This is a genomic window from Streptomyces sp. NPDC059668, from assembly GCF_042734135.1.
Lineage (GTDB): Bacteria > Actinomycetota > Actinomycetes > Streptomycetales > Streptomycetaceae > Streptomyces.
Genome location: NZ_JBHWEL010000050.1, coordinates 44,768 through 66,498, shown reverse-complemented (window position 1 = coordinate 66,498; position 21,731 = coordinate 44,768). Strand labels below are relative to the sequence as shown.

Genomic DNA, 21,731 nt, shown 5'->3' with positions numbered 1-21,731 from the left:
CCCGCCCTCGCGCCCGCGCCTCCCCGGCCCCGGCCCCGACCCGCCCGCCGCGGCGGGGGGGGGCCCCGGGGGGCCCGGGGGGGGGGGGGCCGCCCCCCCCCCGCTTCCCTGCCCCCGGCCGCGGCCCCGCCGCGCGGTGACGGCCGCCGGTCAGGTGGCGGCCGGCCGGAGGAAGGGACCGGAGAGGGGGCGGGGGAGGGGCGGGGGCGGTCAGGGGGCTGCCGGGAGGGTGGCGGCGGCCTGTTCCACCTCGTCCACGAGCCGGGCGTGGGCGAGGATCTCCTCGGTGTGCGGGGTGAAGTCCTCGCCGTCGAGGACCGCGCGGGCGAAGACGCCCGCGATGTTGGTGAAGTGGGCGTCCGGCGCGAGCCGGATCTCCTCGACGGCGCCGCCGCGTTCGACGTGCAGCACGGGGACGTGCTCGTCGGGGGTGCTGAAGGCGCGTTCCAGGCGCAGCCGCCCCTGGCTGCCCCACAGGTCGTATCCGCTGCGGTAGGCGTGCTCGACACCGTAGGCGAGCTGGGCGGCCGCCCCGCAGGGGGCCGTCAGCAGCGCGCCGCCCGCGGGAGCGGGCCCGTGCGGTCCTGCCGGGCGCACGTGGGCGCCGGCCACCCGCAGGCCGGGGCCGAGGAAGAGCCGGGCGGCGCGCAGCGGGTAGGCGGCGACCTCGGGCAGGGTGCTGGCACGCCGCGGGACGCCGTCGCCGCCGGGGCGCAGCGGGATGCCGAACTCGGAGCCGAACAGCTGAAGTTCGCCGATGAGCCCGTCGTCGAGGAGCCGGCGCACGTGCGCGTGCTGGGAGTGGTGCAGGAACATGAAGCTCTCCATCAGCAGCAGGCCGCGCTCGCGGGCCAGAGCGACCGCCTTGTCCGCGTCGGCCTGCCGCAGCGCGAACGGCTTCTCGCACAGCACGTGTTTGCCGGCCTCCAGCGCCCGCAGCGTCCACGGCGCGTGCAGCTCGGGCGGCAGCGGTATGTACACCGCGTCCACGTCCTCGCGCTCCAGCAGCCGCGCGTAGCCGGCCACCGGTGTGCCGCCGAACCGGTCGGTGAACGACCGCGCCCTGTCGAGGCTGCGGCTGGCCACGGCGCTCACCCGGATCAGCGGCTGGCGGGCCATCGAGGGCAGCATGCGCCGCCCGGCGATGTCCGCGCAGCCCAGCACGCCGACCCGCAGCACCGGGCCGCCCGGCCCTCCCGGCCCGCTCACCGGGCGTACGCCCCGCCGCGCGCCCAGGCCGCGCGCAGCCCGGTCAGCAGCGTACGGGCCTCGATGTTCAGGTAGTTGCTGTGCCGCAGCAGCGCCGACATCTGGTCCACCGTCACCCACAGGAAGTCCTCGGGCACGTCGACGGGGAAGTCGCCGCCCACCTCCATCAGGACGTAGCGGTTGCCCGCGTGGTGGAAACGCCCGCCCTCCTCGGACTGCACGGTGTCGTACAGCAGGGAGCCCGCCTGGGCCCGCAGGACCAGGTCCAGGAACCGCGGCTGCCGCGCCGCGGGCAGGGTCAGCGCGCGGCCCGGCTGGCACTGCACGGTGGGGCCGAGCTCGGCCACGTCCAGCACACCCGCCTCGGAACGGGCGTGCGCCAGCAGGTGCGGCACGCCGCCGATGCGGCGCACCAGGAACGCGGACAGGCCCTGTTCGGCCGGCGCGAGCAGCGGCTGGGTCCAGCGGGTGACCTCGCGGTTGGCGGCGGCCACGGACGCGGCGATGACGGTGAAGTGGTGGCCGCTGTCGTGGGAGATCCCGTCCTCGGTGCGCCGCCAGCGCCGCACGGCCGACAGCGGCATGCTGGTCTGCACCAGTTCCCGGTGCGCCTTGATCTCGGTGAGCCGGTTGAGGAGGTGCTCCATGGAGTGCAGCGGGGGCCCCTCGTCGGCGAAGGACGGGATCAGCGACAGCACGGTACGGGCGTCCATGTTGACCACGTTCGACTCGTGCAGCAGCTGGTGGATCTGACCGAGTGTCAGCCACACGAAGTCCTCGTGCTCGGGGACGTGGCCGAGCGCCTCGACCACCATGTTCCGGTTGCGCTTGCGCAGGAACCAGGAGCCCTGTTCGGACTGGAGGGAGTCGAACAGCACCCGCGAGGCGGTGCGCGGCGGCGCGAAGTACTCGATGTGGTGCACGGGGGCACCGCGGTGCACGCCGGTGTAGTTGCTGCGAGTGGCCTGCACGGTGGGGGACAGCTGGACGGTCTCGATGTTGCCGGGTTCCATCTTGGCCTGCATCAGGCAGTGCAGGACGCCGTCGAACTCCTTGACGACGATGCCCAGGATGCCGATCTCCGGCTGGTTGATGATCGGCTGCGACCAGGACGCGGCGTGCCCGTTCCACTCGGTGCGCACGTGCAGGCCCTCGACGGAGAAGAACCGGCCGCTGTCGTGCACCAGATTCCCGGTGGCGCCCTGGAAGCGCCAGCCGACCAGCTCGCGGAAGGGGATGCGCCGCACCTCGTAGCGGTTGGTGCGGCGCTGCTCGGCGAACCATTCGCGGAAGACCGGATTGGGTGTCACCGGGCTGTCCAGGGTCTGGGCCGACAGCGTGAAGCGCCGCCCGAGACCGGTGAGGGCGCCCGGGGGCACCGCTTGGGTGATGGTCATAAAACATGACTCCTTCGCCGTGTCCCGCGCGCCCAGGGCCAGGCCGCCGCCCCTGACGATCCGGCAGGGCGATCGGCCGTTGCTGGAGGGCGCCTCGAAACACCCCGCACGCGGGCTCGAGGCACACCCCGCCACCCGGCCCGGGGGAGGGGGCAGGGGCCGCACGAGGGGCCGCCCGCCGGGGCGCACCTCCCGTCCCCTCCCTGGATTCTGTCAATGCTAGATTTATTGTCGACGCTAGACAAAGGGGGTGGGCGTCCCTACGCTGAGGCGGTATGAGAATCCTCTTTGCCAGCGCGGGCAACTTCGGGCATGTCTATCCCCTGCTTCCCTTGGCGAAGGCCGCGCGCGACGCGGGCCACGAGGTGGTGTTCGCCACCGGCGAGCAGCTCCACCCCGCCCTGCGGGCCGCCGGCCTGGAACCGGTGACGGCGGGCCGCTCGGTCCCCGAGGCGTTCATGGAAGCAGTGCGCGGTAGTGACTCCCTGGAGCACGGCGGCGCCGACCTGGGCGCCCAGGACGTGCCGCCGGAGGTGCTGGCGGACCTGCACGTGAAGGTGTTCGGTTCGGTGCTGCCCCGCTGGGTGGCCGCCGACCTCGCCCCCGTCCTGGCCGGCCGGCGCCCCGACCTCGTCGTCTACGAGGCGATGAACCCGGGCGCCGCCTTCGCCGCCCGGCTCGCGGGCGTGCCCGCCGTCGCACACGGCGTCGGGGTGATGGCGATGGGCCCCGAAGAGGCCCGCATCCAGGAGGAGTTGCTGGCCACCGCGGCCGACCTCGGCGTGGACGTGCCGTACGGGCAGCTGCTGGCACTGGCCGCCACGTACATCGACATCTGCCCGCCGTCCCTGCAGGACCCCGGCTTCCTGGCCGCCCCGCTGCCGCGCATCGAGCAGCGCCCCGTCGCCTACGCGGAGCCGGGCGAACTGCCCGCGGGCATCCGCGACGCGGACGGCCCGTTCGTCTACCTGACCCTGGGCACCGCACTGGGCTCGGTGGACGTGCTGCGCACCGTCATCGACGGGCTGCTGCCGCTCCAGGTGCCCGTCCTGGTGGCGACCGGCCCCGTGGTGGCCGTCGCCGACCTGGGTGAACTGCCCGAGCGGGTGGTGGCGGTGGAGTGGGTGGCCCAGCCCGAGGCGCTGAAGCGGGCGGCTCTGGTGGTGCAGCACGGCGGCGCGGGCACCACGCTGGCCGCACTCGCGGCCGCCCTGCCCCAGCTGATCCTGCCGCAGGGCGCCGACGGTCCCGCCAACGGCGCCGCCGTGCGCGACGCGGGCGCGGGCGAAGTGATCTCCGCCGGCGACCTGTCGGCCGGCGCGGTCACCGAACAGGCCCGCCGCATCCTGGGCGACGAGAGCTACCGGGACGCGGCCCGCAAGGTCGCCGCCGAGATCGCCGCGATGCCCGGCCCCGCCGAAACCGCCGCCCGCCTCCCGCAGTTCACCGCCTGACCTGCCTGACCTGCCTGACCTGCCTGACCTGTTCGGCGTGTTCGCTTCCGGGTGCCGGTCCGCCGGCCGCCCGGTCCCCGGCTCCGGTGCGCGCGTGCACTCCCCCGGTACGCGCGCACCGGATGCCCCCGGCCCGCCGCAGGGCACCCTCACCCTCCTGCCGTACGACGCCGTACACACCGTCCCGCGCCCGCACCCGTGGCAGCCGCCCCAACCCGCATCCCCTGAACCGGAGTTCGGAAAGTCGGAAAGGGGGAGCAGGGAGGGGTGTGCGGGTCAGGGCAGGGGCACGGCGAGAGGGCGGGCGGCCGGCGCCTGGTCCCGCGCGGCCGGTGTCTCCAGCAGGTCCTCGACCGGCGTGTGCGGGGGCGAGGTCACCAGTGCGGTCAGCGCGGCGCGCAGCGCGCGGGCGAGCTGCGCGGCCTGTGCGCGGGTGAGCCGGGCGCAGGCGAACTCAAGGCTCAGCAGGGGGTGTTCGTGCCAGCGCAGCACCGTCAGGGCGGCGTCCGCGGTGACGGCGCCCGGGTGTCCGTGATGGAAGCGCGCGGTCAGGCCGCCCGCCCGCAGGCTCGCGGGCAGCAGCTCGTCGCGGGCCGCGAACGTCACCCGCGGCGCGGCGGGGCGGAAGCGGTCCGCGGACACTGCGGCGGCGCGCGCCGTATCGGCGTCGTCGGGATCCGCGTACTGGAGGGCCTCGCTGAACGCGCAGGCGATGCCGCGCAGGAAGTAGTCGACGCCGCCCTGCAGTTCGCAGGCCACCGGCACCGTCGCCGCGCACGGCACGAGGGTGCGCAGCAGCTCCGCGGTGGGCCGGCGCGGTATCTCGGTGCCCACCAGCAGCCGTTCGAGGCCCGCGCGCCGGCCCACCGCCAGCGCCCAGGCCGCCAGCAGCACCGTGCTGTGCGGCACACCGGCCCGCCGGGCCGTCGCGTCGGTGGCGTCCCGCAGCCGCGCGCCGAGGCCGAACAGCAGCCGCTCGCCGCGGAAGTCGAAGGCCGCCGCCGGCCGCGCCGCGACAGCGTGTTCGGACCGTTCGGCGTGTTCGGGCCGTTCGGGGTGTTCGGGGTGTGCGGGGTGTTGGGCCGGCAGTGTCCGCGCCGGGCCGGGTCCGGTGGCCGGCCCGGTGCGGTGCGGCGCGTCGGGGCCGGGACGGGGCGTCCGGTCCAGCGGGCGGCGGTTGACGGCGCGGTCGTAGTCGGCGAGCAGTTCCCGCCACAGCAGGGCGGCCGACCGGCTGTCCGCCACGGCGTCGTGGTGGACGAACGACAGCAGGTGCGAACCGGCCGCCAGCGGGGTCAGCACGAAGGCCAGCGGCGGCAGGCCGGGCCGGCCGACCAGCCGCCCCGCCCGCACGGCCAGCCGCGCGTGCGCCGCCGCCACCGGATCCTCGCCCGGGCCCGCGGCCACCGGCTCCAGCGTGACCAGCGGCGGGGGACAGGCCGCGAGCACCCGCCGCACGGGCCCGCGCGGGGTGGCGGCGAAAGCGGTCCGCAGGCCCTCGTGCCGCGCGCTCAGCGCGGCCAGCGCGCGGCGCAGCGCGCCCGTCTCCAGCGGCCCGGACAGCTCGGCGCTGACGATCCGGGCCACCACGCCCGCGCCGGCGTCCCGTTCGGCGGCGAGCGCCGCCGACTGCCCCGGCAGCAGCGCCCGTACCGCCCCGGCACGGTCCCCGCCGCCCGCGGCCGGCCCCGGTGCCCGCGCCGGCGCCGGCCGCGCCCGGGCCAGTACGTCCGCGAGAGGGGCCGGTCCCATCAGCTGCGCCAGGTCCACGGCCAGGCCCAACTGCCGCTCGGCACGCGCCTGCAGCCGTACGGCCTGCCCGAGGCCGCCGCCCAGCGTGATGAAGGGGGACCCCGCCGCCCGGGCCGGCAGGCCGCGCCGGTCGCAGCCGATGACGTCCGCGGCCAGGTCGAGCAGCTCCTCCAGGGGAGTCGGCGTCAGCATGGGTGGCCCTCTCTGTGGGCAGTCGTGCCCCGATGCTGGCGCCCGCGCCTCGAAGGCCGCTCGAACGCGGCCGCACGACGGCGCCCGCCGCACCGCACGGCCCCGGCGGACCCCCCCCGAATTTCAAAGACAGAAACCCTATCACTGACAACTCGAATATCGCTGAAAGTGCTAAAGTCGGTCCATGACGCTCCGCGAACGACGCCTGCGCGAGCAGGCCCAGCGCCACCGCCTGATCCTCACCACGGCCCGCGAGATGGCCGAGGCCGAAGGCTGGGACCACGTCACCACGCGGCGTCTCGCGGACCGTATCGAATACAGCCAGCCCGTGCTCTACCAGCACTTCAAGAACAAGGACGCCCTCGTCCACGCGGTGGCCCTGGAGGGTTTCGCCGAACTCGCCGCCGCCCTGCGCGCCGCCCGGCTGGGCACCGCGGATCCGCGCGGCGCGCTGGACGCGGTGGCCCGCGCCTACGTCGACTTCGCCGAGCGGGGACCGGTTCTCTACCAGGCCATGCTCACCCTCGACCCGGGAGGCGACGACACCCCCGACGGCACCCCTGCGGGCACTGCTGAGGGCACTGCTGAGGGCGCCTGCGGTGGCGCTCGCGGGGACACGCCGGCGGCGCTCGCGGACGTCCTCGACGAGATCGGCCTCGCGGTCGCGCCCGTCGCGGCCGGCCGGGACGGCGAACTGCTCGCCGAGGTCCTGTGGAGCGCCTGGCACGGCCTGGCCGTCCTCACCGGGGGCCGCAGGCTGCGCCCCGGACTCACCGGCCGGCGGCTGGCCGCGCTGACCGAGGTCCTGCTCGGGCCCGCGGCCCAGCCCGCCTGACACGGCGGCGGCCCGGACCGCGAGCGACGCACGCCCGCGGCCTGCCGCGCCCGGCGGCCCAGCGGCAGGCCGGTTCGGTGGCGGGCCCGTTCAGGGCCCGGGGGCCGCAGGCCCGGTGGCCGCTCGCCCGGTGGTGCGGGTCCGGTGGGTCAGACCGGGGTCCTGGCCGTCTCGGCCTGCTGCTCCGGCTCGGCGGGTCCGGCTTCGGCGGGCTCGTTGAGGCGCTTGCCGATCAGTACGAACAGCAGGATGAGCCCGACCGTGAGCAGGGTGTGCCCCAGACCCGCGGTGAGCGGTACCGCCTCGGGCACGTGGTCGCCGAGCACGGTCTCGGTGCCGTGCACGAACATCATGGCGACGGTGATCGCGATGCCCGCGTTGTAGAACCAGAAGAAGTACGTGAACAGTTTCGTCCCGGACAGCCCGAACTGCTTGTCCAGGGCGAGGACGATGAGGAACCCCAGCATGCCCAGCGCGAGCAGGTGGGTGTGCATGAGCGCCAGCTGGGTTTCACCGTCGAAATCTTTGGCCTTGGTGAACTCCCGGTAATACAGTCCGGAGATCACTCCCAGGATCATGTACACGTGTGCCGCGTAGTACGACTTCCGCATCCCCGTGCTCGCTCCCTGCTGGTCATTGCTGGTCAATTCAGGCCTTCACGGTGGCCATTGAAGCACTCCGGCGTGAACCCTTCGCCCGTTTCCGGAGATCGTTCGAGCCGCCCTCCAGCGGGCCTCGAGGGCCTCTGCGAAGTCCCGGGCCACGCTGGGGCGTCGAGGTTCGTCCACGCACGACGAGAGGCATCCGCATGAGGCACTCCCGTACGGTCGCGGCCGTCGCCGCGGTCACCGGACTGTTCCTGGCCGCCGCGGGCGCGGCGAGCGCCCAGGTCACGCCCGGGCCCGTCACCCCGCCCTCGCCCCGGGACACGGAGGAGGCCGTATGAAGCGCCCCCGCGGCGCCACGGGCGTCGCGGCCGCCGTCGCGGCCACCGGACTGGTCCTGGCCGCCGCCGGCGCGGCACCCGCGCAGACACCGGCCGGCCCGCAGCGCATCACCTCACGGGCGCAGCTGGCCCGCGGCATCGCCGGGGCCGTGGCCCGGGAACAGGCGTCCGCCGGCGCCCGGTTGTCCCCGGCGGCCCGGGGACTGAACGTCGACATCTCCTCCGTACCGCCGTGCTGACGCGGAGCCACGCGCGCCCGGACGCGGCCGCCGCCGGCCGGGAGCCCGCGCTCCCGGCCGCCGCCACGGCGGACACCCCCGCGAGCTGGTGTCCCAGCGGTGCGGCGCACGCGCCGGAGTCGCTGGTCCTGGGCGTGCGCTCCGGCCTCGACGGACAGGTGACGTATCTCGCCGACGCGGTCCCGGCCGCCGCGGTGCTCGACCAGATCCCCGAGGACATCGAGCCGCGCCGGATCCTGCGGTTCGCCTCGCACTGCGTCGCCGACTGCGCCAACCGCCGGGGCGGTGACTGCACCCTGGTGGAACGGGTGGTCGCGGCCTACCCGGCGCCGGCGGGCGGCGTGGTGCCGCGCTGTCATCTGCGGGCCGGCTGCCAGTGGTGGGCGCAGGCCGGCGTCGACGGCTGCCGGCGCTGCCCGGCACTGGCCACCCGCCACCACGCGGACGACGAACTGGCCTCCCTGGTCGCCGACCCGGACGTCACCCCCGAACAGCTCGCCGCCTGGACCGCCGCCCGCCAGGACTGACAACACCCGCCCACCCGGCCCTCGTTCACCGCCCCCCGCGAGCCGCGGGCAGTCATGGGCCGCGGGCACCCGCGAGCGGCAGGCACCCGCGTGCGGCAGGGCGGGTGCGGGAAGAGCGCGGCGCGGACCGGCACCGGTACCGCACCGGCACCGCCACCGGGGTCGACGTCGGGGCCGGGGCCGGGGCCGGTGGTCGTCCGGCGCGCCGCAACGCCGCCTCGCGGAGCGTGCGGTGGCGTCCACGCGCCGCGTCGCGCAGGCACCGTCCGTCCGGCGACCGGGCACAGCCGCACTGCCGCGCCGCGGCGCCGGGCACGCGGTGGCGTCTCGCGCCGCGGTCCGCGCGGCCGGGCTGAGCCGGCGCGGGCCAGGACGTGTGGCCGAACCCGCTCGGGGCAGGGCGCGTGGCCGTGCCGGTGCGGGCCGGGTCAGGTGGCGGCGTCGCAGGAGGTGAGGGTGGTGAAGGCGGGGCGGCGCAGGGCCTCGGCGAGTGACGTGCGCCAGTCGGGCAGGGCGGGCAGGCCGGCCGCGGCCCAGCGGGCGTGGCCCAGGACGCTGGAGGCGGGCCTGCGTGCCGGGCGGGCGAAGGCGGCCGAGGTGGTCGGGCGCACCCGGTCGGGATCCAGCCCGCTGAGTTCGTACGCGGCCCGGGCCAGGCCGTACCAGGTGGTGCGGCCGGCGGCGGTGGCGTGGTAGATGCCCGGCGGGGCGTCGCCGGCGCGGCCGAGCGCGACCAACAGCCCGGCCAGGTCGTAGGACCAGGTGGGCTGCCCGTGCTGGTCGTCGACGACGTCGACGGTGTCCCTGCGGGCGGCGAGGCCGAGGACGGTGGCGACGAAGTTGTGTCCGTGTTCGCCGTACAGCCAGGCGGTGCGCACGACGTAGCCGGTGTCGGGCAGGAGTGCGGCGACCGCCCGTTCGCCGGCCAGTTTGCTGCGGCCGTAGGCGTTGACCGGGCCGGTCGGGGCCGACTCGGGGCAGGGCTCGGTGGTGTCTCCGGGCAGTACGTAGTCGCTGGAGACGTGCAGCAGCCGGGCGCCGGTGCGGCGGCAGGCGAGGGCCAGGTGACGGACGCCGGTCCCGTTGACGGCGGTGGCGGCGGCCTCGGCCCTCTCGGCGCCGTCGACATCCGTCCAGGCGGCGCAGTTGACCACCACGTCGTGGCCGGCGACCGCGGCCCGGACGGCCCGCGGGTCGGTGATGTCGAGGCCGGCCCGGTCGAGCGCGGTGACCCGGCCGCCGGCCAGCCGCGCCCGTACCTCGCGGCCCAGCGCACCGCCGCACCCGGTGACCAGCCAGCGCGTCATCGACCCCTCCTCGCGTGGAAGGCCCGGCCGTCGGACCGGGGAGGAAACACATCCCGCACCCGGGGGCGCGCGGCGCCACGGCTCCCCGTTCCACGTGTCCGGCGCGCACCGCCCGCACGGACCGTCCCGCACACCCCGCACACCCCGCACACCCCGCACACCCCGTACGTCCCGCACGGCCGGCCGTGTCTTCCGGACGGCACCGGGCACCGTCGCACGGCCCCCACCTTCCCGTACCCGGCCCGGCAGCACACCGGCGGCCACGACATCCAGCACCCCGCACCCGGCATCCCGCACCCCGCATCCCCAACGGCCGGACACGGACCGGGCGGGCCAACGGGCCAGGCAGTCCAACGGGCTGACAGGTCAGGCGAGTTGGGCGGATTGTGTGTGCTGGACGGGCCCGGCGGGGGGCGTCACGGCCGGGGCGGCGGTCAGCGAGCGGACCTGGGCGCTGCACAGCGCCGCCGCCGTCGCGCACACCACCAGCGCGGCCCCGCCCAGCAGCGCGCCGCTCGTCCCGGTGTGCGCGGCGACGGGACCCGCGGCCATCTCGCCCACCGGCAGGGCCACGAACGAGCCCAGCGCGTCGTAGGAGTACACGCGTGCCAGCCGGTCGGCGGGGATGTTCTCCTGCAGCGACACGTCCCAGGCCACCCCGAACTGCTCCAGCGCGATGCCGTTTGCGAACATCGCCGCGCCCAGGAGCAGCGCCCCGCCGCCCTGGGCCAGTACCACCAGCGGCAGCGCCTCCACCGCCACCGCCGCCACTCCCACCAGCAGGATCCGCCGGGCCCGGGAACGGGCGGCGAACACACCGCCCAGCAGCGCCCCGGCCATCTGCGCGGCCAGCACCGCGCCCCACACACCACGCCCGAACGTGGCGTCGGCGACCGCCGGTCCCAGCACCTGCACGCCGCCCGCGACCACGGCGTTGACGACCATGAACTGTGCCACCACGACCCACACCCAGCGGCGCGCGGTGAACTCCCGCCAGCCCGCCCGCAGTTCCCGCAGCGGACGGGTGCGCCCCGGCGCGGGCGGGCCGGCGGGCGCGGTGCGCACGCCCAGGAAGCACCAGGCCGCCGCGCCGAACGCCGCCGCGCTGCAGGCCAGTCCCCAGCCTGCCCCGAACCCGGCGGCGACCGCGCCGCCCAGCGACACACCGGCGATCATGCCGAGGTTGGTGCCCATCCGCATCAGCGCGCCGGCCGGGCGGATCAGTCCGGCCGGCACGGTCTGCGGGGTCAGCGCGGCGGAGGCGGGCAGTGACAGCGCGGCCAGCGCGCCGTTGAGGACGCTGAGCACCGTCAGCAGGGGGAGGGAGGTGAGCCCCAGCAGCACGCTCAGCGCGATCGCGGTCTGCGCCCCGCACGCGGCCAGCGCGGAACCCCGTACGACCAGGGTGCGCCGCATCCGGTCGGCGACGACCCCGCCGGCCAGCAGCAGCGCCACGTTGGCCACCGAGCGAGCGCCGACGACCAGGCCCAGGGCGGTGGTCGAGCCGGAGGCGTCGAGGACGGCGAAGGCCAGCACGACAGGCGCCATCGCGTTGGCGCAGTACACCAGCGCCCGCCCGGCGGCCAGCCGGCGGAACGAGCGGTGGCCGAGCGGACCGCGCGGACGCGGGGCGTGTCCGGGCGCGGCGGTGGCGGGGTTCATGGCGGGCTCCCTACGGACGGGGCAGGACGGTGAAGTGCACCCGGGAGACGCTCACGCCCAGGTCCTGAACGGCGAAGGGGCAGAAGTAGTAGGCCTGCGGGGTGACTTGGGGTGCCAGGTCGAGGGTGAACTCGGCGTGGGCGCGCCGCCCGGCGACCGCGTCGACGCGGCGCAGCACGGGGCCCACCCGGGCGTCGAGGTAGAGCGGCAGCACGATGCCCAGGTTCAGGGTGCCGTCGCGGGGGGCCACCGCCTCCACCACCACGTGCAGGGTGCTGGCCGCGGCCGCCTCGGTGGGTGCCTTCACGTGCAGTGCGACGGCGCCGGTGTGGGCGTTGGCGACGTCGCCGCAGCGGGCGCAGACCGTCTGGACGGTGTCGGCGATCGCCGGTACCCGGCCGTGGCGGCGGTAGGAGCGCAGCGGCCGGCCGCAGGCGCACGGGGTGTCGAGCGCGACGGGCGCCCCGGCGGTGCTGCGTTCGCCGAAGTAGGTGGGGAAGGCGAGGGCGGGGTCGTCGTGGTGCTTGGCGAAGCGGTGGGCGAGCGCGAGGTCGAGGGACTTGGTCTCGGCGGCGATCGCGGCCAGTGCCGGGCCGGCGTCGGGTGCGGACCGGGCCACGGTGCGCGCCGCGTCGCGCAGCACGGTGTCCGCGAGGGCCCGCAGCCGGGGGCGCAGCGGGTAGTCGGGGCCCAGCAGCCCGCTGTCGAGCAGGCCCGACAGGCGGGCGCCGAGCCGGTGCAGCGGCGGGTAGGGGCCGGCGGGGTCCGGGAAGCCGTCGGAGTCGTAAGGGCCGCCCGGGTTCGGGGATTCGGGGGAGCGGGGGACTTCGGAGGACCCGCCGGCGTCGGCGTCGTGGGTGTGGGTGTCGGCGGGGGTGTGGGGGTGGGGTGAGGGGCCGAGGCCGGAGGAGTTCAGGCCGGCCTGGACGAACGCGGGGTAGGGGTTGATGTCGTGCAGCTGCCGGTTCATGGCGACGGCCGCGTTGCCGGCGGCCGTGGTGGCGGTGAGCCAGGCCAGGTTCTCCGGGCGCTGTCCGTCGCAGGCGGTGAGCGTGGCGACGACGGTCTGGGCGGGCCCGTCGAGCGCGTTGAGGAGGATGAGGTACTTCGGGTCGTACATCGCGTGGCCGGCGAGGGCGCCGCTGAAGCAGTTGGCGAGCACGAGTTCGGCGGCCCGGATGCCGCGGGCGGGGATGAGTTTGTCCTGGGGTTTGGTGCAGCCCAGGCCGTAGGCGCAGCGGGGGCCCGGCATCCCGGGCGCGGCCGGGGCGGGGCTGGCGCCGCACAGGGTGAACTGGCCGAGGTTGAGCTGGTCGTCCTTGCCGTTGCCGTGGAAGAGCACCCGCCGCCACACCCGGCCGAGGGCGGTCTGCCGGACGTCGAGGCGGTGGACGTCGCCGGCGCCGAGCCATACGTCGGCCTGCGGGGCGGGGCCGGCGGTGTCGAGTTCGGACAGGACGCCGACCGGGGCGTCCGCGCTGACGCGGGCGTACTGCTTGGCCGCCATCCAGCTGAGGCTGTGGATGTCGCGGCCGGTCAGCAGGGACAGGGGGCGGCCGGTGGCGTGGGCGGCGTCGAGGACGTGCTGCACGGCGTCGGCGCGCAGGTGGGTGTATGCGCCGACCAGCAGTACGGATCCGGTGTCCGGCAGGTCGTCGGGGGTGTCCACCCAGTGGCGGGCCAGCGGGCGGATCAGCGCGTTCAGCGCGGCGGGCAGCGGGCCGCCGGCCACGACGCCGGTGTCGCAGGGTTCGGGGGTGCGCAGTCCGCTGTAGACCTCTTCGGCCAGGGCGATGCCGTCCAGCAGGTCCGTGCGGGGGCCGGTGAACACCGGCAGGGGGCCCCGGCCGCCGGCCACGGCCCGCGTGTAGGCGCCGAGCGAGGTGTACGCGGCGAACAGCGGCCGGCGTCCGGCACCGGGCCCGGTGTCCCTGGCGGCCGGGGCGCTCAGGGCGGCCGAACCGCCCGCGTGCGCACGGGAGTTCGCGGGGCTGTCGGCGACGGGCATGCCCGGGTGTGCCGAACCTCCCGTGGGGGCGGGTGCGTTCGCGGTGCCTTCGGCGGCGGATGCGTACGCGGTGGCCGAAGTGCCGTTGCCGGCCGGGGAGGTGAGGACGGGAGTGGTGTTCACGGGTGGTCCACCTTCAGCTCGAAGTGGTCGAGGACGGCCCGCATGCGCTGTTCGACCTGGTCGGCGGTGGCGCCCTCGACGTGGACGTAGCCGGTGGAGGCGTGGGAGGCGCGGGGCGGGTCGAGGACGTCGCCGGGGGCGGCGTCGAGGTGGGCGCCGATCACGCCGGGCAGGCGCAGCAGTTCCTCCTCGGAGCTGATGTGCAGCACGCGGCCGGGCCGGGTGGGCAGGAGCAGGTCGCCGACTGCCCGGTCGCGGGTGTAGACGGGCCGCGGGACGCGGTCGAGGTAGGTGTCGAGGATGACGTGCAGGAAGTCGAACCCGTAGGCGAGGGAGTGGTTCGCGGGGACTTCGCAGCCGCTGAGGCGGGCGGCGACCTCGCTCATGAAGAAGGAGCCGTCGTCGGTGAGGAAGAACTCGCCGTGCAGGTAGCCGAAGGGCAGGTGCAGGCCGTCGGTGAGCTGCTGGGCCAGGGCCCGCGCGTCGACGGGGAGCCGTTCGCCGGGCGCGTAGGTGATGTTGGCGTTGATCGCGCCGTCGAGGACCTCCAGGATCGGGCGGGGGTTCTTCGATAGGTAGGCGTCCACGACCCGGCCGTGGGCGACGACGGCGCACAGCTGGAACTCGCGGCCGCGGATGAACTGTTCGGCCATCCAGTCCAGGCCGGGGTCGAGCGGCGGGATCGCGGCGAGCGCGGCGGGGGAGTCGACGCGGTAGGTGTGCAGGCAGGAGTCGGAGTCGACGGGCTTGAGGACGACCGGCCAGCCGTGGGTGTCGCCGAACGCGGCGACGTCGTCGAGGCTGTGCACGGCGCGGTAGGCGGCGTGCGGGATGCCGAGTTCGGCGTAGCGGTCCTTCATGGTCTTCTTGTTGCGGACCCAGGCGACCTGGCGGGGGGTCAGGTGCGGCAGGTCGACGAGGGCGGCGAAGCGCTGGGCGCGCTCCTGCAAGGCCTCGTTGGGGTTGCAGAAGAACCGCGGCCGGGGCAGGCCCCGGGTGCCCTTCATCCAGCGCAGGTAGCGGGCGGCCTCCTCGTGCAGGGGGGCGGCGGTGCGCAGGGTGAACGTGGGCAGGTGCGCGGTGCGCCGGAGGTAGTCCTCGCTCAGCGGCACGCAGTCGAAGCGCAGCAGGACGACGTCCACGTCGTCGCGGGCCAGGACGCTGTCGGTGAAGGTGGCCCGGCGGCTTTCGACGAGCAGGACGGCGGGACGGGAGGGCGTGCTGGGCATGGCGGTCTCCAGAGGTCGGGCGGGCCGGCGCGGGCGGGCCGGGGGTGGGCGGGGGGCGTGCGGGCGGGGGTGTCAGCCGATGACCCGGGTGGCGCCGTCGAGGCGGCCGGGCCGGGTGCGCCGCAGGTCCCGGACGAGGTTGACGCGCTTGAGCCAGCGGTCGGATCCGTCGAAGCCGGCGCTGAAGGGGCGCCGTCCGTGCACCACGTTGCGATTGTCGAGGAAGCAGACGGCGCCGGTGGGCACCAGTACGTCGGTGAGGTTGGCGTCCAGGTGCGCCACCAGCCAGGCCAGGGCCCGTTCGGCCGCCCGGTCGCCGGGCAGCGCGGTGAAGAAGTCCCGGTCGATGCGGAGCACCGGCAGGTCGCGGTGGCCCGACAGGACGGCGACCGGCTCGGCCGGGGGAGCGTCGGCGGTGAACTCGTGGGAGGTGTCGGGCAGGGCGGCGAACCGGGGCTGGGCCAGCACCGCGCGCACGGCGGCGGGCACCTGGCGTACGTCGACGTGGGCGACGGTGGTCGGCACCCGGCCCGGGTTGCGCAGCGCGAACAGGCCGACCCAGTCCGCCCGGTGGGGGGAGAAGGCGTCCTCGGTGTGCCAGGCCAGTTCCCGTGTGCTGGAGGCGGAGACGAGGCTGTGTTCGTAGCCCTTGCCGGGCAGGATGTCGGTCACCAGCCGGCCGGCCTGCTGGGTGGCCCAGCCGGTGATGTCGCCCAGCAGGGCCGCGTACAGCACCAGCAGGCAGCCGTGGACCTGGCTCGCCTCGGTGTCGGCCGCGCTCCAGTGGCCGGGGGTGGGTCCCAGGGCCGCCTGGTCGACGAGGTGGCCGCGGACCAGGGTGGCGTGGGTGTTCTCGTCACGGCGGGCGGAGTTGAGGTGGCGGCGCACCGCGAGCGGCAGCTCGTGGGCGATCACCGGGGCCTCGTCGACGAACCGGGGGTCGTCGGCGGCCTTGAACGTCTCGGCGCAGGACGCGGCCAGGGCGTGCGCGGCGCGGGCCTCGCGGGCGGTCAGGTCGAGCACGTGGTGGCGGGGGTCGCCGGCCGTCTGCGGGGCGGGCAGGGGGCCCGCGGGGGCGGCGGCCGGGCGGGAGGAACGCGTGGGGCGGGCGGGGGCGACGACGGTCATGGCGGGATCCCTTACGGCTACGGGGCTGCGGGTGCGGGTGCGGGTGCGGGTGCTGGTGCTGGTGGGCGCGGGGCCGGTTCAGCGGGTGGTGTGGGTTCAGCGGGTGGTCTGCAGGTGGTCCAGGCACAGCTCGTACAGGTCCTCGGGGTGGGTCTCGTGCCAGCCCTCGGGGGCGGGTACGCAGGCCGGCCACAGGGCGTGGCGGTCGCGGGCGTCGGACAGGACGACGAAGGTGGCGTACTCGTCGGCGAAGGGGTCGTCGGCCGGGGGCGGCCCGAGGACGGTCAGCCGGCCGTCGGCGTCGATACGGGCGGCGCGGCCGGTGCGCCACATGAGGGCGGTTTGCCCGGGGCCGGCCAGCGGGTCGGGCAGGAAGCGTTCGCCGGTGGCGGCGGGGTCGCCGCTGTAGCCGCGGGCGACACCGGCGCCCGCGATGTAGAGGCTTCCGGTGCGGCCGGCCCCGGCGGGCCGCAGCTGCGCGTCCAGGACGTAGGCGCGGTGGCCCGGGGCGGGCCGGGGCCCGGCGGGGGTGTGCTCGACCAGCAGCCGCCCCTCCGGCCAGCCGCCGGGCACGCTCAGGGTGAGGTGCTCGGCGGCGGCGCGGGCCGGCAGCTCCTCGCCGGCGCCGCCCAGCAGCACGCTCGCGCCGCAGTCGCGCAGCCACTCCAGGACGGCGGCGGGCGCGGCACCGTCCAGGGGGGTGGCGGGCAGGTGGACACGGGCGCCGCGGGCGAGGGCGGCGAGCAGGCCGAGGGCGGTGCCCGCGTCCGGGTAACCGGCGCTCAGCCAGGCCGCGTCGGCGGCCGGGGCGAGGGTGGCGGCGACGACGCTCTCGGGGCCGATCTCCACCAGCGGGCCCGCCGCGGCCGGCTCCGCCCGGCCACCGGCGTCCTTGGTGCCGGTGGCGTCCGGTGTGGCGGGGGCCAGGACCAGCGGGTGCGCAGGGTGCGCGGGGTGCGGCGGGCGGACGGGCCGGACGGGGGCGGCGGGCAGCAGGTCGGCGGCCGGGTCACGGACCAGCCGGGCCGCTTCGGGGACGGGCGGCAGCACACGGTCGGCGGCCTCGTCGAGGAGCAGGACGGCGGGCCGGGCCACGCCGGGCAGGGCACGGGCCGGGTCGAGGGGCAGGCAGGCGGCGCCGGTCTTGGCGATGGCGAGGACGGCGACCGCGAAACCGGTCGGCGAGGCGATCGCGGTGGCCACCGTGGTGCCGGGGCCGGCCCGGTGGGCGAGCAGGGCGTGGGCCAGCAGGTCGGAACGGGCGTCCAGTTCGGCGTAGTCCATGCCCGCCAGGGCCGGTGCGCCGGGAGTACGGGCGGCCTGCGCGGCGAACAGGGCGGCGACCCCCGCCTCGGGCAGCTCCAGCGCCGGGCCGGCCCACCGCCGCGCCCCGTCGGCAGGGGAGTCGGGCGCGGTGCGCAGCCGGCTGAGGACGGTGTCGGGGGCGTCCAGCGCGGCTTCGAGCAGCGCGGTCAGCAGACCGGTCAGGTGGGCGGTGGCCGCCTCCCCGACGCTCTCGTGGTCGAAGGCGGCGCTGACGGTGATGCCGGCCGGCGCACCGGCGGGGGTGTGCCGTTCGGTCAGTGTCAGGCCCAGGTCGGCGTCCTGGGCGGGGAGTTGCGGCGGGGCCGCCTGCACGGTGAGCCCGGCCGCCTCGTACTCGCCGCAGCTCTCCGCGAGGACACTCAGCGCGATGCCGCCGGGCCGGGCCAGGGCCGCACCACCGGTGCGGTAGGCGGCGAGGTCGGCGGCGCGCACCCGCCGCAGCAGTTCGGTGAAGGCCGGGTCGCCGGAGGTGTCCACGGACAGCGCCAGCACCCGCCCGTAGGGCCCCACGGCGCGGCGCAGGGCGGCGCTGTCGCGGGCCGGCACCGGCGCGGCCAGGGTGATGACGTCTCCCGCGCCGAGCCGGGCGAGCAGGGCCGCGAGCGCGGCGTGCACCACCATGAACAGGGTGGCGCCCTGCTGCGAGGCCAGCCGGACCAGCCGCTCGTGCAGGCCCGCGTCCCAGTCGAGGTCGAGACGGCCGCCGTCACGCCCGCCGGCCCGGGACGGCCCGCTGCCCGGCAGCACCGTGGGCGACAGGTCACCGGCCACCGCCCGCGGAGCCGCCTCCGGCATGCCGCCGTCCCGGTGCGGGGCATCGCCGGTGGCCCGCGCCCCGTAGGCCAGGGCGAGTTCGGCGGCCAGCGGGGTGTGCGACCACAGGTCGACCAGACCGGCGGGCAGCGTGAGTTCCAGCAGATGGTCGTCGGCGGCCAGGGTACGCAGCCGGGTGCCCGCCGATCCCAGCCGGCTGTTGCGCAGCGCCTCGTGACGGCGCCCCAGGTCCCCGAGCGCCTCCTCCAGCGCCCGTACGCTCAGCGCGCCGCGCAGCCGCAGCGGCAGCACCGCGCAGCCCTCCCCGGCGCAGGCCCGGCCGGGCCCGGTGGCGTCGGCCGGCCGGTCACCGGCGAGAGCGGCGAACAGCGCGGGGGTGGGCGCCTCGTACAGGGCACGGCTGCCCGGGTCGGCGCCCAGCACCGCCCGCGCCCGGGCCAGCAGCCGGGCCGCGGCCAGCGAATGCCCGCCGATCCGGAAGAAGTCGGAGTCGGCGTGGACGGTACGCCGCGGCACACCGATCACCTCGGCGAACAGATCACGGACGATCTCCTGCACCGGCGTGCCGGGCGGCGTGCCGGGCCGGTCGGCGCTGAACACGGGCGCGGGCAGCGCCGCACGGTCCACCTTGCCGTTGGCGTTCAGCGGCAGCGCCGCGAGGGTCACCAGCGCCGACGGGATCATGTAGTCCGGCAACTGCTCCTGCAGATGGGCGCGCAGGACGACCTCGGTGTCGACGGTGCTCCCGAACGCGGTCGGCGTGTTGGCGCAGGCCTCGGCAGGCACCTCGGGGCCCGCGTACACACCGGTCAGGGGACCGGCGGGCACCTGTGCCGGGTCGACGAAGACGATGTCGAGGAGCCGGCCCTCCACGGCCGACCAGGTCGGCAGGGCCCGGTAGCCGGCCCGCTCCCCGGCCGCGCACAGCTCCTCCGGATCGGGCGCGCCCCCGCCGTCGCCCAGCCCGGCCACCGCGCCGGCCAGGCCCGCCGTGCCGTCCCGCAGGGCACGCATCGCCGCCCACTCGCCGTGCACCCGCCGGTTGGGCACGGCGGCCAGCCGCACGGCGGCGGGCCGCCGCGCGCGCAGGTACGCCTCCACACCGGCCGGGGAGGCGGCCTCGGAACCCCACACCAGACGGGGGGCACCGGAGAGGTCCAGGGCGGGCGCGGCGGTGGACAGGACCGCCTCGTAGCGGTAGCGGGTCAGTTCGTTGTGCGCGCCGCCGCGCTTGACCCGCACGTCCACCGCGCGCACGGCGGGCAGTTCACGCGCCCAGGCGGCGAACAGGGCCGGAGAGAGCAGGAGTTCGGTCTCCAGCGCCACCCGCTGCTCGACGCCGCGCCACACCTGCGCACCGTCGACCGGCTGCGACTGCCCGGCGCGGGAGGCGAGTTCGACCCCGGTCTGCAGACAGGACGCCAGGTCGAGGTTGCGCACATCGCCCAGCAGGACCGAGCCGCCGGGCGCGAGCAGCGGCAGCACACCCTCCACGACGGAGCGCAGATAGGCGAGATGGGGAAAGTACTGGACGACCGAGTTGACGACGACGGTGTCGAAGTGACCGGCGGGCAGACCCTCCAGGTCGTCGGCCGCGCGGCAGCTCAGCCGCACCTTGCCGCGCAGCCGCTCGTCCGCCCCCGTCTGTGCGCGCAGCGCCTCGATGACGGAGGCGGAGAAGTCGGTCGCCCAGTACTCCTCGCACTGCGGCGCGCCGGCCAGCTCCGCCATCAGCAGACCGGTGCCGACACCGATCTCCAGGACACGCCGCCCGCCGAGCTCCCGGACGCGCTCCACCGTCGCCGCCCGCCACTGCCGCATCTGCTCCAGCGGGATCGGCCGGGCGTCGTAACTGCTGTTCCAGCCCGCGAAGTTCTCCCCGTACGCGGCCTCGCCGGCGTCGTCGTAGAGCGTCTCGTAGATCTCCTTCCACTCGGTGAGCTGCTCGCTCTCCCGCGCCGCCGCCCGGTGCGCGGCCGGCACCACGTGCGCCACCAGACGCCGCTCCCCGCCCGCGCCGCCGCCCGCGCGCCCACCGCCTTCGGCACCCTCGGCATCCGCGTTGTTCTCGGGGGTCGTGTGCACCGACACGACCGCCTCGGACACCGCCGGGTGCGCGGTCAGCACGGACTCGATCTCGCCGAGCTCGATCCGGAAGCCGCGCAGCTTGATCTGGTTGTCGACCCGGCCGGTGAACTCCATCGCCCCGTCCTCGCGCAGCCGCACCACATCGCCCGTGCGGTACAGCCGGCCGCCGCCGGGGGTGAAGCGGTCCTCGACGAACCGCTGCGCGGTCAGCTCGGGCCGGTCCAGATAGCCGGTGGCCAGACCCGGCCCGCCCAGCAGGAGTTCACCGCTGCCGCCCGGCGCGGCCGGCCGGCCGTCCGCGCTCACCACGACGGCGACGGTGGCGCCCAGCGGCCGTCCGATCGGCACGGTCCGCGCGTCCTTCGCGACCCCGGTCACCTCGTGCCAGGTGGCGAACGTGGTGGTCTCGGTGGGCCCGTACACGTGCAGCAGCCGCCCCGGCCCGCCGGCCGCCAGGACCTGCCGTACCCGGCGCGGGTCGCAGGCCTCGCCGCCGAACAGGACGGTGCGCAGCGGGGCGAAGGCGTCGGGCCGCTCGCGGGCGATCTGGTGGAACAGCGCGGTGGTCAGGAACACGGTGCTCACACCGTGCTCGCGGACCGCGTCGGCGAAGCGGGCCGGATCGATGACGGTGTCCTTGGCCAGCCCGACCAGCCGGGCACCGGCGGCGAGAGTCGCCCAGATCTCGAAGGTGACCGCGTCGAAGGCGGGGTTGGCGGCCTGGGCGACCACGTCGTCCGGTGCCAGGCGCACGTAGTCGGTGGAGGCGACGAGGTCGAGGACGGCGCGGTGCGGGACGACGACGCCCTTGGGGGTGCCGGTGGTCCCCGAGGTGTAGCAGACGTAGGCCGCGTCCTCGGGCCCCGGCCGCGCGGCCGGCAGGATCGCGGGCCGGGCCGCGATCGGCCCGGCGTCCGCGTCCAGGTCGACGGCCACCGCGTCCAGCCCCGCGTACTGCCCGGCCCCGGCGCCCTCGGTCAGCACGGCGCGGGCCGCGCTGTCCCGCACGATCAGCCGGCGGCGCAGTTCCGGATGGGCCGGGTCCACCGGCACGTACGCCGCACCGGCCCGCACCACGGCGAGGAAGGCGGTCACCAGATTCGGGCCCGGCCCGAGCGCGGTCACCACCCGGTCCCCGGGACGGACCCCCAGCGCCCGCAGATGGGCGGCGAGACGGTTGGCGGCTCCGCTCAGCTCCCGGTAGGTGAGCGAGACGCCGGGGCCGTCGGCCGCGGGGTAGGTGACGGCGGTCGCCTCGGGCCGCGTACGGACGTGCTGCTCGATCAGGCCGGAGAGTGACATACGGGCTCGCTCCTTCGACAGCGGCTCGGAAGGACGGACGGCTCCGCCTTGGCAAAACCTTGCCAAGAGGTTGGCAACAAGATCTTGAGGGTCCGTCTCGCACGGCTGGAGCACCGCTGGAGCCGCGGGCGGCGCCCCCCCCCGCGGGCGCCGGGGGGGGCGGGGGGGCGGCGGGGCGGGGGGGGGGGTCGGGGGTGCCGCGTCGTGGGCGCCGGGGCCCGCGAGAGGCGGGC

At 76.3% G+C, this 21,731-nt stretch carries 15 protein-coding genes; 5 read left to right on the top strand and 10 right to left on the bottom strand.

The window, feature by feature from the left end; all coding sequences use genetic code 11:
• Nucleotides 1-210: 210 nt before the first annotated feature.
• Nucleotides 211-1,209, bottom strand: a complete 999-nt coding sequence (locus tag ACFV2J_RS29220; RefSeq protein ID WP_385441418.1) for a Gfo/Idh/MocA family protein — start codon at nt 1,207-1,209, stop codon at nt 211-213.
• Nucleotides 1,206-2,606 (bottom strand): NDP-hexose 2,3-dehydratase family protein, encoded by a 1,401-nt coding sequence (locus ACFV2J_RS29215; protein ID WP_385084720.1) that lies wholly within the window; start codon nt 2,604-2,606, stop codon nt 1,206-1,208. The genes ACFV2J_RS29220 and ACFV2J_RS29215 overlap by 4 nt, the downstream gene beginning before the upstream one ends.
• A gap of 275 nt (nt 2,607-2,881) precedes the next feature.
• Here ACFV2J_RS29215 and ACFV2J_RS29210 point away from each other — a divergent pair, with 275 nt between their 5' ends.
• On the top strand, nt 2,882-4,060 hold the full coding sequence (locus ACFV2J_RS29210; protein ID WP_385084718.1) for a glycosyltransferase: 1,179 nt from the start codon (nt 2,882-2,884) through the stop codon (nt 4,058-4,060).
• 276 nt (nt 4,061-4,336) lie between these two features.
• On the opposite strand, the gene ACFV2J_RS29205 is transcribed toward ACFV2J_RS29210, so the two are convergent.
• A complete protein-coding gene (locus ACFV2J_RS29205) occupies nt 4,337-6,004 on the bottom strand; it encodes a hypothetical protein (protein WP_385084716.1) in 1,668 nt (555 codons plus the stop codon).
• A 184-nt stretch (nt 6,005-6,188) separates the two neighbouring features.
• On the opposite strand from ACFV2J_RS29205, the gene ACFV2J_RS29200 reads away from it, so the two are divergent.
• The gene (locus ACFV2J_RS29200) at nt 6,189-6,839 is read left to right on the top strand and encodes a TetR/AcrR family transcriptional regulator (protein ID WP_385084714.1); all 651 of its coding nucleotides are present in this window, start codon (nt 6,189-6,191) and stop codon (nt 6,837-6,839) included.
• A gap of 149 nt (nt 6,840-6,988) precedes the next feature.
• Here ACFV2J_RS29200 and ACFV2J_RS29195 read toward each other — a convergent pair whose 3' ends face one another.
• Nucleotides 6,989-7,486 (bottom strand): DUF2871 domain-containing protein, encoded by a 498-nt coding sequence (locus ACFV2J_RS29195; RefSeq protein WP_385084712.1) that lies wholly within the window; start codon nt 7,484-7,486, stop codon nt 6,989-6,991.
• A gap of 161 nt (nt 7,487-7,647) precedes the next feature.
• Between ACFV2J_RS29195 and ACFV2J_RS29190 the strand changes: the two genes are divergently transcribed.
• Genes ACFV2J_RS29190 through ACFV2J_RS29180 form a run of 3 tightly spaced genes read left to right on the top strand, consistent with a single transcriptional unit; the run spans nt 7,648 to nt 8,551 of the window.
• On the top strand, nt 7,648-7,785 hold the full coding sequence (locus ACFV2J_RS29190; RefSeq protein WP_385084710.1) for a hypothetical protein: 138 nt from the start codon (nt 7,648-7,650) through the stop codon (nt 7,783-7,785).
• On the top strand, nt 7,782-8,024 hold the full coding sequence (locus tag ACFV2J_RS29185) for a hypothetical protein (protein WP_385441413.1): 243 nt from the start codon (nt 7,782-7,784) through the stop codon (nt 8,022-8,024). Before ACFV2J_RS29190 ends, ACFV2J_RS29185 begins: the two co-directional genes overlap by 4 nt.
• Nucleotides 8,018-8,551: a hypothetical protein gene (locus ACFV2J_RS29180; protein ID WP_385441410.1), complete on the top strand. Its 534-nt coding sequence runs from the start codon at nt 8,018-8,020 to the stop codon at nt 8,549-8,551. The genes ACFV2J_RS29185 and ACFV2J_RS29180 overlap by 7 nt, the downstream gene beginning before the upstream one ends.
• A 428-nt stretch (nt 8,552-8,979) precedes the next feature.
• Here ACFV2J_RS29180 and rfbD read toward each other — a convergent pair whose 3' ends face one another.
• From rfbD to ACFV2J_RS29150, 6 genes are all read right to left on the bottom strand, one after another.
• Nucleotides 8,980-9,858 (bottom strand): dTDP-4-dehydrorhamnose reductase, encoded by an 879-nt coding sequence (rfbD, locus tag ACFV2J_RS29175; protein WP_385084706.1) that lies wholly within the window; start codon nt 9,856-9,858, stop codon nt 8,980-8,982.
• 366 nt (nt 9,859-10,224) lie between these two features.
• A complete protein-coding gene (locus ACFV2J_RS29170; protein WP_385084704.1) occupies nt 10,225-11,520 on the bottom strand; it encodes an MFS transporter in 1,296 nt (431 codons plus the stop codon).
• Nucleotides 11,521-11,530: 10 nt separating this feature from the next.
• Nucleotides 11,531-13,651: a hypothetical protein gene (locus ACFV2J_RS29165; RefSeq protein ID WP_385084702.1), complete on the bottom strand. Its 2,121-nt coding sequence runs from the start codon at nt 13,649-13,651 to the stop codon at nt 11,531-11,533.
• On the bottom strand, nt 13,648-14,880 hold the full coding sequence (locus ACFV2J_RS29160) for an ATP-dependent carboxylate-amine ligase (protein ID WP_385084700.1): 1,233 nt from the start codon (nt 14,878-14,880) through the stop codon (nt 13,648-13,650). Before ACFV2J_RS29160 ends, ACFV2J_RS29165 begins: the two co-directional genes overlap by 4 nt.
• 72 nt (nt 14,881-14,952) lie before the next feature.
• The gene (gene gntD, locus ACFV2J_RS29155) at nt 14,953-16,008 is read right to left on the bottom strand and encodes a guanitoxin biosynthesis L-enduracididine beta-hydroxylase GntD (RefSeq protein WP_385084698.1); all 1,056 of its coding nucleotides are present in this window, start codon (nt 16,006-16,008) and stop codon (nt 14,953-14,955) included.
• Nucleotides 16,009-16,104: 96 nt separating this feature from the next.
• Nucleotides 16,105-21,498, bottom strand: coding sequence for an amino acid adenylation domain-containing protein (locus ACFV2J_RS29150; RefSeq protein ID WP_385441404.1), 5,394 nt, complete (start codon nt 21,496-21,498; stop codon nt 16,105-16,107).
• Nucleotides 21,499-21,731 lie beyond the last annotated feature (233 nt).

Bases quoted from the DNA above. Each gene is read 5' to 3' on its own strand.
- ACFV2J_RS29190 (WP_385084710.1), top strand. From the start codon at position 7,648: ATGAGGCACTCCCGTACGGTCGCGGCCGTCGCCGCGGTCACCGGACTG.
- ACFV2J_RS29160 (WP_385084700.1), bottom strand. From the start codon at position 14,880: ATGCCCAGCACGCCCTCCCGTCCCGCCGTCCTGCTCGTCGAAAGCCGC.
- ACFV2J_RS29205 (WP_385084716.1), bottom strand. From the start codon at position 6,004: ATGCTGACGCCGACTCCCCTGGAGGAGCTGCTCGACCTGGCCGCGGAC.
- ACFV2J_RS29150 (WP_385441404.1), bottom strand. From the start codon at position 21,498: ATGTCACTCTCCGGCCTGATCGAGCAGCACGTCCGTACGCGGCCCGAG.
- rfbD (WP_385084706.1), bottom strand. From the start codon at position 9,858: ATGACGCGCTGGCTGGTCACCGGGTGCGGCGGTGCGCTGGGCCGCGAG.
- ACFV2J_RS29185 (WP_385441413.1), top strand. From the start codon at position 7,782: ATGAAGCGCCCCCGCGGCGCCACGGGCGTCGCGGCCGCCGTCGCGGCC.
- ACFV2J_RS29215 (WP_385084720.1), bottom strand. From the start codon at position 2,606: ATGACCATCACCCAAGCGGTGCCCCCGGGCGCCCTCACCGGTCTCGGG.
- gntD (WP_385084698.1), bottom strand. From the start codon at position 16,008: ATGACCGTCGTCGCCCCCGCCCGCCCCACGCGTTCCTCCCGCCCGGCC.
- ACFV2J_RS29200 (WP_385084714.1), top strand. From the start codon at position 6,189: ATGACGCTCCGCGAACGACGCCTGCGCGAGCAGGCCCAGCGCCACCGC.
- ACFV2J_RS29210 (WP_385084718.1), top strand. From the start codon at position 2,882: ATGAGAATCCTCTTTGCCAGCGCGGGCAACTTCGGGCATGTCTATCCC.
- ACFV2J_RS29170 (WP_385084704.1), bottom strand. From the start codon at position 11,520: ATGAACCCCGCCACCGCCGCGCCCGGACACGCCCCGCGTCCGCGCGGT.